The following is a 12,481-nucleotide window of genomic DNA, read 5'->3' as shown; positions in this document are numbered from 1 at the left end:
GTATGAAATATTTTAGCTTCCTAATATTGTTTATCACCACGACGGCGTATGCCGACATTTATGTGGTTGTAAATGAAAAAAGCCCGATTCAGGTTTCTGCAGTGGACGAGATTGCAGACGTCTATTTAGGGCGAAGAAAGAGTGTTGGTGATACGTACATCGACCAAGTATTGGATCGTACTGGAGAAGATCGAAGACTGTTTTTCGAGAAAATCACTAATATGAGGATTAGCCAAGTCAACGCTTATTGGGCGAAACTTAAGTTTTCCGGCAGTATGCGTGCACCTGAAGAGGTGGATTCGAGACAAGAGTTGTTGGACAAACTTGCGAATAACCCACAAGCCATTGGCTATATGAGAGAAGCTCCACCAGAAGGCTCAGGACTTAGGGTTGCGTTACAAATAGATGAATAGACCGAATTCAAAGTCGCTATCAAATCGCCTGCTCAAAATCGTATCGATTCTGGCGATGATGTACTTAGTGTGCTTGCTCGTGATTATGGTTACGGTTGGTTTTGCTCAAGCTGATAAAAGTCACAAAGAACTTGAGCAAAAACTGGCGTTATCATTATCTAATACGGCAGCGATAGCGCTTTACGTCAATAACAAAGAGATTGCGGACGAAGTGATCTCTTCGTTGCTGCTACACGAAGAAATAGACGCGGTCCGTTTAGAAAGTGACGAAGGGGTATCGTTTTCATCCAATCACGTGGTCGATGCTGAAAGCAGCTTATGGGTTAATTCAAACCAGTACCGTTTATATTCTCCTACCGATGGTGAACCGTTAGGCACTTTGTATATCCATAACAACCACTCTGTGCTTCAACAGAAAGCCTTGTCTCAGGTATTTAGCCAAGTTGCGTTTGCCTTAGGGCAGTTTTTTGTCACAGTAATCGCGTTGGTATTGGTGTTTGAACGCATTATCGGTAAGCCACTGACCTCGCTATCAAACGCGCTCAACTCTGCTACGCCGGGCAGTACGGATTTGATTCCCATTGACAAGAAAAACCAGGAAAACGAGCTTGGAGTGGTGGTTAATAGTGTTAATACTTTCATTGAGAACTCACGCCATGCGATAGAACGTGAGCGTGGTTTGCGTTCGCAAATTGAACACTGGGAGCAGTACTATCGAAACCTTGCCGAGCAAGACACTTTGACTGGATTGAAAAACCGATTGGGCTGTGAGAAATACGTCGAACAAGTGGCATCTTCCAGTCGCTATATTGCGCTGTTACTGGTTGACCTTGACGGCTTTAAAGGTATCAATGATAGCTACGGTCACGCTGCGGGTGACTTTGTGCTGAAAGAGATCGCCAAGCGTTTTTCGACCTTACAGTTGGACAGTAATGTACCCGGTGTGGTTGGTCGTATCGGTGGTGATGAGTTTGTCATTTATCTCGCGCTGCAGAAAACCGATCAAGAGCTACTCGAAGACATCGCCTCTGACGCGGTGCGCTTGGCAAACCTTCCTTTTGCTTATCAATCTCATGTATTTAGCGTCGGTTGTAGTGTTGGTATTTCGGTTGGAAAAACCATCAGTATTGACGCCGAGAAATTGGTACATCAAGCCGACCAAGCAATGTACGCGGTGAAACAACTTAACAAAAACGACTACCAGTTTTATCAAGCCGAAGATAATGTCACCAATATTAAGTAGCAGAGCGTTTTAGCTCTGCCCTTATCTGGATAAGCGTTACCTACAAGTAGCGTTTGGCTGTGGCGATGACTTTGGTCATTTCATCTTGTAGCTCGAAAATCTCCGGTTCGATATCGTCGATGCTAGCGCCTGAACGCAGTGCTTGCTCTAAAGTCGCGCACAGTTGCTTCAGCGTGGGTACGCCACAGTATGAACTACTGCCGTGAAGCTTGTGGATCACTTGGATAAGGTCTTCACGAGGAAAGTCCTCTTGCTCCAGTGCTTGTTCAACGATCTCTTCTACTTCAGGGATAAAGTCGACCAACATCTGCAGCATATCTTTGGCAAGGTCGACTTTATTTGCCGACTGTTTCAGAGCCGCATCCCAGTCAATGCTGATATTTTGCGCCGTCGCTGGAGAGGAAGGCGCTGGCGTTTCTTGTTCAGGTTCGATATACGAAGGGGCGATCTTCTCAATTTTCTCTTCGTCGGTCAGTGGACTCCAGTGAACCAAAACCTGCTGCAACACGTGCTCTTCGATTGGTTTCGTTAGGTAATCGTCCATACCCGCGTTCAATAGTCGGTCGCGCTCACCGCTCATTGCGTGAGCCGTTACTGCGATGACGGGCGTCTTCGCGTTCAGTTCGGTTTTCTTGATCTCTTCACACGCGGTCACCCCGTCCATGTGTGGCATCTGGATATCCATCAAGATGATATCGAATGCCTGAACTTTGGCTTGTTTGACCGCATCGAGACCATTGGTGCTGGTAACCACTTTTTCCACCCGCTCTTGAAGTAGCGCACTGATCAGCTTCAGGTTGGCAGGGTTGTCGTCGACCGCCATAACGGTTAGTGGTAGCGTTTCACTCTGCTGCACCACGTTTGGTAGCGTCGGCAAGCTGTCTTGGTTGGCGGTTAACGTCTGCAACAAGCGCTTGCGAGAAAGTGGTTTCGTAATACAGTGAATTGGATATTTTTGAATGAGATGGTCAGAAAGCGCCAGCGTAGTACTTGGCGTACCGACCACGACATGCGGCGCGCAGCGCATGGCTTGCTCGACACGTTTTTCTACTTCTGCGGTTTCGTGTTCTTTGTTTGGAGCCAAGTTGAGCAACACGTAGTCGTAACTTTCTTCGTCATCAGGCAACGAAGAGCGATAGGTCACGATCAACCCTTCCTGAACTAAAATTTGCTGCATGACCGACGCGGCTTGCATGTTCGGCTCGACCAACAACAGGCTGCGCTGTTTCAGGCTTTCTGTATCAACTAGCTCACTGACAGGCATGTCGGTCGCGCTGAGGCGCAGTGTAAACCAGAAGGTGGAGCCTTGGTGCAGGCGGCTGGTTAGGCTGATTTCGCCGCCCATTTGACTGACCAGTTTCTGAGTAATAACCAAGCCTAGACCCGTACCACCATAGCGGCGCGAAATACTCGCATCAGCCTGACTGAATGCTTGGAACAACTGCGCTTGCTGGCGCTCAGAAATACCGATACCCGTATCACGTACCATAAATTGCAGTTCGACAGTATCTTCTTTTTGCGACCTTAGTTCGACGCTGATATCGATGTTGCCGTGCTCAGTAAATTTGATCGAGTTACCGACAAGGTTGGTCAGAACTTGCTGAATACGCAGTGAATCACCGACCAGACCTGGTGGGATCTTAGGATCGATCTTCAAGGTCAGTTCAAGGCCTTTTTCGTGAGCGCTGGTGGCCTGCAAGCTCACCACTTCTTCAAGCGACTCTTGGAAATCGAACGGAATGTTCTCTAGCGCCAGTTTACCCGCTTCCAGTTTAGAGAAATCAAGAATATCGTTGATGATGTTCAGTAAGTTCTTCGCCGATTTTTCAATGGTTTGTAGGTAATCGGTTTGGCTGTTGGTCAACTGAGTTTTGAGCATTTGACGGGTAAAGCCGATCACGCCGTTAAGTGGGGTGCGAAGCTCGTGTGACATGTTGGCAAGGAACTCTGATTTTACGCGCGCTGCTTCCTGAGCGCGTTTTTTCGCTATGTCGAGTTCCACGTTCTGGATTTCAAGCTGTTCAAGTGTCTCACGTAGATCTGATGTTGCTTGGTCGATGCTGTGCTGCATCTCGACGTGGTATTCAGACAGTGAAACCGCCATCGCGTTGATACCGTTTTTCAGCGAGTCCAGCTCTCCGTGCATTTTGCCTTCGATCCGCACATCAAGATGACCGCGGCGAATGCGGTCGACCATATTCTTCATGTGTGAAATTGGGCGTGTTACGTCGTACATTAATCGATAGGCAAACACCGCCGCCAAACCTAAGCCAACCAGTAGAACTAAAAACGCCGAGAATACTTCTTGGTATTGCTGTAAACGCAGTGATGACAGGTCAAGTTCTACCGCAACATAACCGAGTGCTGGCGTGTTTTCTTTACCGCGAGAGGTTGAAATTAGGCCTGATTCGGCCACAACAGGCGCACGCAAAATTAACGTATCGTCTTTGAGTGTTGAACTGACCAGTAGCGGAATTGGCTCGCTTTTTGGGAACGTCAACGATTCGAAATTGGGATGGAAGTTAGAGGTGACGAACAGCTCATGGTTGTAATCAAATACCGCGATACTGCGGACAAACTTGGAGTTTTTACGATGCGCGTAGCTGATGATGCGGCGCACCGATTCTCGACTATTCTTTTTAAGTCCATCTTCACTGGCGATGGCTAATGGCTCGATAATATTCAGGCCAGAATTGAATACTTGGGTTTCTAAGTCGTGGTAGCGGTTAAACGAGAAAAACGCGCTTAAAAGCAACCCGATAATTAATGTCGGCGCGAGAGTAAGAGTAATAACGCGGGCGCGTAAGCCATATCTTGTCATTATTGTCTAAACATCGTGGTGTGGATATGGGAAAATAGTCGCAATATAAGCTGAGACTGCCGAATCGATAAGCATAATCAACTCGGTCGACTCAGACAATGATTCAGGTACAAAAGGTAGAGCCTGAACCGCAATTTAGAGCATTAATAGATAGGCACAGAGCATGGCGCGTTTTTTCCAACCGAAGAAGAAAACTCAACTCAACACCAAACATCAGTCCGTACAGGTAGAAAAACTCGATCACCATGGTGCTGGTATCGCCTATCAGAACAAAAAACCGGTCTTTATCGAAGGCGCACTACCGGGAGAGCAAGTGCTGATTCAACTGACCGAATCGAAGAGTAAGTTCTCTCGCGCCAACTTAATCAAAATTCAGAAAGCAAGCACGCAACGTGTCGAGCCGTTTTGTCCGCATTATCAGCAGTGCGGTGGCTGTAATATGCAGCATTTGTCGATTGATGACCAACGTGAGTACAAACAGCATACGTTGAGCCAGTTGATGAAAAAGTTCTCTGGCCAAACTGCACAACTGGATGCGCCGATCACCGCTGATGAGCGCGGCTATCGACGTCGTGCACGCATCAGTTTGTTGCTCGACAAAAAGAGTCGCCAGTTGCAATTTGGTTTTCGTAAAAAGCACAGCAAAGAGATCGTCAACGTGACCCATTGTCCTGTGCTAGCGCCAGAGTTGGACGAGTTGTTACCGGAATTGCAGTCGTTGTTAGCTGGTTTTTCTCATCAAGACACCTTAGGGCATGTCGAACTGGTAAAGGCGGACAACACACGAATCATTGTGCTGCGTCATTCTAAAGCGCTAAAAGATGACGATAATAATGCCTTGGTTGAGTTCGCAAATCGACATCAAGCCAGCTTATATCTGATGCCACAGAATGACCAACTGAACCTTATTTGTGGTGATTCAGGCTATTACTTGGAAGCCGGGGTTGAAATTGCCTTTGAACCGAACAACTTTATTCAGGTGAACCAGCAAGTCAACGACAGCATGGTTAAGCAAGCGGTAGATTGGTTGGCGTTGTCTTCGCAGGACAGAGTACTGGATTTGTTCTGTGGTTTGGGCAACTTCAGCCTGCCGATCGCACAACAAGTCGCAAGCGTAGTAGGCGTTGAAGGTGTGGATGCGATGGTTGAGAAAGCAGCGGCAAACGCAGCGAGAAATGGCTTAAGCAATGCGCAGTTTTATCAGGCAAATCTAGAGCAGGACTTTTCTGGTCAGATTTGGGCAGGAGAGAAGTTTGATAAAGTATTGCTCGACCCGGCTAGGGCAGGGGCGAGCGGCATCGTAGATCAACTTTCTGCACTTGGGGCGGAGAGAGTCGTTTATGTTTCCTGTAATCCTGCTACTCTAGCCAGAGATTCACAAAGCTTGCTCAGCCAAGGATTTAAGCTAGAAAAATTAGGTATGTTGGATATGTTTCCGCACACCAGTCATCTTGAATCGATGGCACTTTTTGTAAAGGAGTAAACTTATTTCGCCTGTACGAGTCTTACAGGAAAATAAGTCGAAGATAAAAATAAAGAACTAGGACGAAAACGATGGTTGCGGTTAGAAGCGCACATTTGAACCAAGATGAACAGTTTGAGCTAGATAAGTGGATTGCCAGTTTAGGTCAGGATAAGCCAGTCGCGAAACGCCTGAAAGAGGTGTACGGCCACTGCGAAACCATTTTAAAAGATAACGAACAAGGTCCGCTTTTGTTATGGCGTGGCCGAGAAATGATCGAAATTCTCATCACGCTTTCGATGGACAAAGCAACCTTAGTTGCTGCAATGCTCTTCCCTTTGGTTTCTGCTGGAGCATACAAAAGAGAAGCATTAGAAGAAGATTTTGGTAAAGAGACCATCAAGTTGATTGATGGCGTTGAAGAAATGGCGGCGTTGGGGCAACTCAATGTGACCATGGAAGGCAGTGCAGCATCGGCACAGGTCGATAACGTACGCCGTATGTTGCTGGCGATGGTGGACGATTTCCGCTGCGTGATCATCAAACTTGCCGAACGCATCTCTAACCTGATTGAAGTGAAAAAAGCGCCGGACGAAGTGCGTCGTGCGGCGGCAAAAGAGTGTGCCAATATTTATGCGCCACTTGCCAACCGTTTGGGTATCGGTCAGTTGAAATGGGAAATCGAAGATTACGCTTTCCGTTATCAGCAGCCAGAGACTTACAAACAGATCGCTAAACAACTGTCTGAGCGACGCATCGTTCGCGAACAATACATCAAAGACTTTGTCGACGACTTGTCGAAAGAGATGCGCGAGTCTGGCATCAATGCAGAAGTCAGTGGTCGGCCAAAACACATCTACAGCATCTGGCGTAAGATGCAAAAGAAAGGTTTGGCGTTTGACGAACTGTTTGACGTTCGCGCGGTACGTATTATCGCCGACAAGCTGCAAGATTGTTACGCGGCGCTTGGTGCGGTGCATACCAAGTACAAACACCTCCCAAGTGAGTTCGACGATTACGTTGCGAACCCAAAACCGAACGGTTACCAATCAATTCATACTGTGATCCTTGGCCCTGAAGGCAAAACCATTGAAATCCAAATCCGTACCAAACAGATGCATGAGGATTCGGAGTTGGGTGTGGCAGCGCACTGGAAGTACAAAGAAGGTGGCGGCGGTCGCAGCGGTTACGATGAGAAAATTACCTGGCTACGTAAACTGCTTGATTGGCAGGAAGAGATGTCTGATTCAGGCGAAATGCTGGATGAAGTTCGTAGCCAAGTGTTTGATGACCGAGTTTACGCCTTTACTCCGCGTGGCGATGTTGTCGACTTGCCGATGGGCGCGACACCACTCGACTTTGCTTACCATATCCACTCAGAAGTCGGTCACCGTTGTATCGGTGCCAAAGTGGCGGGTCGTATCGTACCGTTTACCCATAAACTGCACATGGGTGACCAGGTGGAAATCATCACTTCGAAAGAACCAAACCCATCACGTGACTGGTTAAACCCATCGCTGGGCTTTGTTCATTCAGGCCGTGCACGCGCCAAGATTAACGCTTGGTTCCGTAAGCAGTCTCGAGAGAAGAACCTCGAAGCGGGGCGTGAGATTCTAGAAACCGAACTCGCCAAGATTGGTGCGACACTCAAGCACGCAGAGCAATACGCTCTGAAGCGTTTCAACGTGAACACTCCGGATGAGCTTTATGTCGGTGTTGGCAGCGGTGACTTGCGTATCAACCAGATCATTAACCACATCAACGCGCTGGTTAACAAGCCGACGGCGGAAGAAGAAGACCAGCAAGCGCTGGAAAAGCTTCAGGAAGCTGGACACAAAACACCAGCACAAAGTCGTCCGAAAAAAGACGCCGTGGTAGTGGAAGGGGTCGATAATCTGATGACTCACTTAGCGCGTTGTTGTCAGCCGATCCCAGGTGACGATATTTGTGGTTACATCACTCAAGGGCGTGGCATTTCGGTGCACCGTGCCGACTGTGAACAGCTAGACGAGCTTCGTCACCACGCACCGGAACGTATCATTGATACCGTTTGGGGCAGCGGCTTTGTGGGCTCTTACATCTTAACCGTTCGTGTTGAGGCTATGGAGCGTGGTGGTTTACTTAAAGACATCACTACCTTGTTTGCCAACGAGAAGATCAAAGTCACCAGCATGAAGAGCCGCATGGATTACCGTAAGCAGCTCTCTATCATGGACTTTGATTTAGAAGTCACCAACGTTGAAGTATTGAACCGTATCAATACGCGCGTTGAGCAGATTAAAGATGTTATTTCGGTGAAGCGTTTAGGCTAACGTCCTTGTTGCCATGTGAATATCGCAGTGACTGAGACCAAGAAACATTAAAAATACGAAAGGCGAGTGGTGATCTGCTCGCCTTTTTGCTTACAGGAAGAAAAGATGAGTCATCCAATTGAACAGTTAGAACAGATCATGGCTAAGCTGCGAGACCCACAAGGCGGATGCCCTTGGGATATCAAACAGACTTTCGACACCATTGTTCCGCATACGATTGAAGAAACCTATGAAGTGGTCGATGCGATTCAAAATCGAGACTGGCCAAATTTAAAAGAAGAATTAGGTGACTTACTGTTCCAGGTGATTTTTTATAGTCAGATGGCCAAGGAGCAAGGCTTGTTTGACTTTTCAGAGGTGGTTGAAACGGTCAACGAGAAACTCACCCGCCGTCATCCGCACGTTTTCTCTGATGTGAAGTTTGAGAGTGACGAGCAAATCAATGCCAACTGGGAAATGGAGAAAGCCAAAGAAAAGGCCGAGATAGGCAAAACAGAAGAAAGTATTCTAGACTCAATACCAAACTCTCTGCCTGCACTTTCTCGTGCCACAAAAATCCAGAAAAAGTGTGCCAAATATGGTTTTGATTGGGACTCTTTGGGGCCGGTGGTTGAAAAGGTTCAAGAAGAAGTTGAAGAAGTGATGGAAGAAGCGCTTCAGGTCAGTCCCGATGAACAAAAAGTCGAGTTGGAGTTGGGGGATTTATTGTTTGCTACTGTGAATCTGGCACGCCATCTGGGTAAAGACCCTGAGGTGGCATTAAGTAAAGCGAATATTAAGTTCTCGAATAGATTCAAACAAGTAGAGCATAAAGTTGCACAATCGGGTCGAGAGTTGACCGATTGTTCATTGCAACAACTCGATAAATATTGGGATGAAGTAAAACGCGAAGAGTAAAATTGCGGAATAAATATACAGAATGGCGTTTATGGGGCAAATGTGACCCAGAACATAAAAACACCGCCTGTTTTCTCTTTACGCACTTTGATTTGAAGCAAAAAATAAAAAAAGGCAGTGTGATAGATTTCACGTTGTGGCGGTTAGGGTCTTCTGGTATATTTATCTCCCGTCCAGAAGAATTCCATTTCCCTCATTCAACCAATTTCAGGTTAAACATGACGACAAATTACATTTTTGTTACTGGCGGGGTTGTATCCTCTCTAGGTAAAGGTATTGCAGCAGCATCTCTTGCAGCTATTCTAGAAGCTCGTGGTCTTAAAGTGACTATGATGAAGCTTGACCCTTACATCAACGTTGATCCAGGCACAATGAGCCCAACTCAGCACGGTGAAGTGTTCGTTACGGAAGATGGCGCAGAGACTGACCTAGACCTTGGTCACTATGAGCGTTTTATCCGTACCAAGATGACTAAGCGTAACAACTTTACTGCAGGTCGTGTTTACGCCGACGTACTTCGTAAAGAGCGTCGCGGTGATTACCTAGGTGCAACTATTCAGGTTATTCCTCATATTACTAACTCAATCAAAGACCGCGTAATCGCAGGCTCTGAAGGTCACGATGTGGCTATCGTTGAAGTTGGTGGTACGGTTGGTGATATCGAATCACTACCATTCATGGAAGCTATCCGTCAGCTAGCAGTGGAGCTTGGTCGTGAACGCGCAATGTTCATGCACCTAACTCTAGTTCCTTACCTAGCAGCTGCGGGTGAAGTGAAAACTAAGCCGACTCAGCACTCTGTAAAAGAGCTACTGTCTATCGGTATCCAGCCAGATATTCTAGTTTGTCGTAGCGATCGTATGATCCCAGCGAACGAGCGTAAGAAGATTGCTCTATTCTGTAACGTTCCAGAAAAAGCAGTTATCTCAATGAAGGACGTAGATTCAATCTACAAAATCCCTCAACTAGTTAAAGCTCAAGGTCTAGACGATCTTGTATGTTCACGCTTTGGTATCACAGCACCAGAAGCTGACCTGTCTGAATGGGAACAAGTTATCTACGAAGAAGCTAACCCAACAGGTGAAGTGACTATCGGTATGGTTGGTAAGTACATCGAGCTACCAGACGCATACAAGTCAGTGAACGAAGCACTTAAGCACGCAGGCCTTAAGAACCGTCTAAGCGTAAACATCAAGTACGTTGACTCTCAAGACGTAGAGTCAAAAGGTGACGAGATGTTTAAAGGTCTAGACGCAATCTTGGTTCCTGGTGGTTTCGGCGACCGTGGTATTGAAGGTAAGATTCTGGCGGCGAAATACGCACGTGAGAACAACATCCCTTACCTTGGTATCTGTCTAGGCATGCAAGTTGCCCTTATTGAATACGCGCGTAACGTTGCGGGTATGGAAGGTGCACATTCAACAGAATTTAACAAAGAGACCAAGTTCCCTGTAGTAGGCTTGATCACTGAATGGGTAGATGAGACAGGTAACGTGGAAGAGCGTACTGAGAAGTCTGACCTAGGTGGCACAATGCGTCTTGGTTCTCAGCTATGTCACCTTGAGAAAGGGACTAAAGCACGTGAACTGTACGGTAGCGCAACGATCCATGAGCGTCACCGTCACCGTTACGAAGTGAACAACGTACTTCGTCCGCAAATCGAAAAAGCAGGTCTTAAAGTGTCAGGCCTATCTGCGGACAAGAAGCTAGTGGAAATGATTGAAAACCCAGCTCACCCATGGTTTGTTGCGGCTCAGTTCCACCCTGAATTCACATCGACACCTCGCGATGGTCATCCATTGTTTGCAGGGTTCGTGAAGGCTGCGGGCCAGTACTCACGCGGCGAATTCGAGAAGTAAAAAGGATACGGGCAGTGGCGAGGGTTGTGCTGCTGCCTTTTAAATTTGACATTTATATTTGAACGAGAGGAAACATTAATGTCTAAGATCGTTAAAGTTCTAGGTCGTGAAATCATCGACTCACGTGGTAACCCAACTGTAGAAGCTGAAGTTCACCTAGAAGGCGGTTTCGTTGGTATGGCGGCAGCTCCATCTGGCGCTTCTACTGGTTCACGCGAAGCTCTTGAGCTACGTGACGGTGACAAAGCACGTTTCCTAGGTAAAGGTGTTCTTAAAGCTGTTGAAGCAGTAAATGGTCCAATCGCCGAAGCTCTAGTTGGTAAAGACGCTAAAGATCAAGCTGCAATCGACGCAGTAATGATCGAACTAGACGGCACTGAAAACAAATCTAAGTTCGGCGCTAACGCTATCCTAGCTGTTTCTCTAGCAAACGCTAAAGCTGCTGCTGCAGCGAAAGGCATGCCTCTATACGAGCACATCGCTGAGCTAAACGGCACTCCAGGTCAATTCTCTATGCCTCTACCAATGATGAACATCATCAACGGTGGTGAGCACGCAGACAACAACGTTGACATCCAAGAGTTCATGATCCAACCAGTTGGCGCTAAAACTCTTAAAGAAGGTCTACGTATCGGTGCAGAAGTATTCCACAACCTAGCTAAAGTTCTTAAAGCAAAAGGCATGAGCACTGCAGTTGGTGACGAAGGTGGTTTCGCTCCTAACCTAGAATCTAACGCTGCTGCACTAGCTGCAATCAAAGAAGCTGTAGAGCTTGCTGGTTACGAGCTAGGTAAAGACGTTACTCTAGCTATGGACTGTGCTGCATCTGAGTTCTACGACAAAGAAGCTGGTAACTACAACATGAAGGGCGAAGGCAAGATCTTCACTTCTGAAGAGTTCAACCACTACCTAGCTGGTCTAGTTGCTGAGTACCCAATCGTATCTATCGAAGACGGTCTAGACGAGTCAGACTGGGATGGCTTCAAGCACCAAACTGAACTTCTAGGCGACAAGATCCAACTTGTTGGTGACGACCTATTCGTTACAAACACTAAGATCCTAGCTGAAGGTATCGAGAAAGGCATCGCTAACTCTATCCTTATCAAGTTCAACCAAATCGGTTCTCTAACTGAGACTCTAGCTGCAATCAAGATGGCTAAAGATGCAGGTTACACAGCAGTAATCTCTCACCGTTCTGGCGAAACTGAAGATGCTACTATCGCTGACCTAGCGGTAGGTACAGCTGCAGGTCAAATCAAGACTGGTTCTATGAGCCGTTCTGACCGTGTTGCTAAGTACAACCAACTAATCCGTATCGAGGAAGCTCTAGGTGAGCGCGCTCCTTTCAACGGTCTTAAAGAAGTTAAAGGTCAATAATCTCCCTAGGTTTTAAACTTAGCGAATTATTAACTTAAGCTTTGAAAACACCTCGCTCAGGCGAGGTGTTTTTGTATGTGGGAGAAAGCACCAAGCG

8 protein-coding genes are annotated in these 12,481 nt (G+C 47.0%); 7 read left to right on the top strand and 1 reads right to left on the bottom strand.

What is annotated here, in order from left to right:
* Positions 1 to 2: 2 nt before the first annotated feature.
* Both AKJ31_RS10530 and AKJ31_RS10525 read left to right on the top strand, forming a co-directional pair.
* Positions 3 to 413: a type 2 periplasmic-binding domain-containing protein gene (locus tag AKJ31_RS10530; RefSeq protein ID WP_053409049.1), complete on the top strand. Its 411-nt coding sequence runs from the start codon at positions 3 to 5 to the stop codon at positions 411 to 413.
* Positions 406 to 1,656 carry a GGDEF domain-containing protein gene (locus AKJ31_RS10525; RefSeq protein WP_053409048.1) on the top strand — a complete coding sequence of 417 codons (1,251 nt, stop codon included), beginning with the start codon at positions 406 to 408 and terminating at the stop codon, positions 1,654 to 1,656. Before AKJ31_RS10530 ends, AKJ31_RS10525 begins: the two co-directional genes overlap by 8 nt.
* Before the next feature lie 40 nt (positions 1,657 to 1,696).
* Here the strand turns inward: AKJ31_RS10525 and barA are convergent, their stop codons facing one another.
* Complete coding sequence (gene barA, locus AKJ31_RS10520; RefSeq protein ID WP_053409047.1) at positions 1,697 to 4,477, bottom strand: two-component sensor histidine kinase BarA; 2,781 nt, start codon at positions 4,475 to 4,477, stop codon at positions 1,697 to 1,699.
* Between the two features lie 163 nt (positions 4,478 to 4,640).
* Between barA and rlmD the strand changes: the two genes are divergently transcribed.
* The 5 genes from rlmD (at position 4,641) to eno (ending at position 12,384) form a co-directional block, all read left to right on the top strand.
* Positions 4,641 to 5,960: a 23S rRNA (uracil(1939)-C(5))-methyltransferase RlmD gene (gene rlmD / locus AKJ31_RS10515; RefSeq protein WP_053409046.1), complete on the top strand. Its 1,320-nt coding sequence runs from the start codon at positions 4,641 to 4,643 to the stop codon at positions 5,958 to 5,960.
* A gap of 71 nt (positions 5,961 to 6,031) precedes the next feature.
* Positions 6,032 to 8,251 (top strand): GTP diphosphokinase, encoded by a 2,220-nt coding sequence (gene relA, locus AKJ31_RS10510; RefSeq protein ID WP_053409045.1) that lies wholly within the window; start codon positions 6,032 to 6,034, stop codon positions 8,249 to 8,251.
* Positions 8,252 to 8,356: 105 nt separating this feature from the next.
* Positions 8,357 to 9,148 (top strand): nucleoside triphosphate pyrophosphohydrolase, encoded by a 792-nt coding sequence (gene mazG / locus AKJ31_RS10505; RefSeq protein ID WP_053409044.1) that lies wholly within the window; start codon positions 8,357 to 8,359, stop codon positions 9,146 to 9,148.
* 218 nt (positions 9,149 to 9,366) lie between these two features.
* Positions 9,367 to 11,007 (top strand): CTP synthase, encoded by a 1,641-nt coding sequence (locus AKJ31_RS10500; protein ID WP_053409043.1) that lies wholly within the window; start codon positions 9,367 to 9,369, stop codon positions 11,005 to 11,007.
* Between the two features lie 78 nt (positions 11,008 to 11,085).
* On the top strand, positions 11,086 to 12,384 hold the full coding sequence (eno, locus tag AKJ31_RS10495; RefSeq protein ID WP_053409042.1) for a phosphopyruvate hydratase: 1,299 nt from the start codon (positions 11,086 to 11,088) through the stop codon (positions 12,382 to 12,384).
* Positions 12,385 to 12,481: the final 97 nt, after the last annotated feature.

It is taken from the genome of Vibrio hepatarius, from assembly GCF_001274785.1.
Classification (GTDB): domain Bacteria; phylum Pseudomonadota; class Gammaproteobacteria; order Enterobacterales; family Vibrionaceae; genus Vibrio; species Vibrio hepatarius.
This window is presented reverse-complemented; position numbering and strand designations above follow the sequence as displayed.

What these genes read in the sequence shown, in the direction of transcription:
- AKJ31_RS10530 (WP_053409049.1), top strand. Translation starts at nt 3, where the DNA reads ATGAAATATTTTAGCTTCCTAATATTGTTTATCACCACGACGGCGTAT.
- AKJ31_RS10525 (WP_053409048.1), top strand. Translation starts at nt 406, where the DNA reads ATGAATAGACCGAATTCAAAGTCGCTATCAAATCGCCTGCTCAAAATC.
- barA (WP_053409047.1), bottom strand. Translation starts at nt 4,477, where the DNA reads ATGACAAGATATGGCTTACGCGCCCGCGTTATTACTCTTACTCTCGCG.
- rlmD (WP_053409046.1), top strand. Translation starts at nt 4,641, where the DNA reads ATGGCGCGTTTTTTCCAACCGAAGAAGAAAACTCAACTCAACACCAAA.
- relA (WP_053409045.1), top strand. Translation starts at nt 6,032, where the DNA reads ATGGTTGCGGTTAGAAGCGCACATTTGAACCAAGATGAACAGTTTGAG.
- mazG (WP_053409044.1), top strand. Translation starts at nt 8,357, where the DNA reads ATGAGTCATCCAATTGAACAGTTAGAACAGATCATGGCTAAGCTGCGA.
- AKJ31_RS10500 (WP_053409043.1), top strand. Translation starts at nt 9,367, where the DNA reads ATGACGACAAATTACATTTTTGTTACTGGCGGGGTTGTATCCTCTCTA.
- eno (WP_053409042.1), top strand. Translation starts at nt 11,086, where the DNA reads ATGTCTAAGATCGTTAAAGTTCTAGGTCGTGAAATCATCGACTCACGT.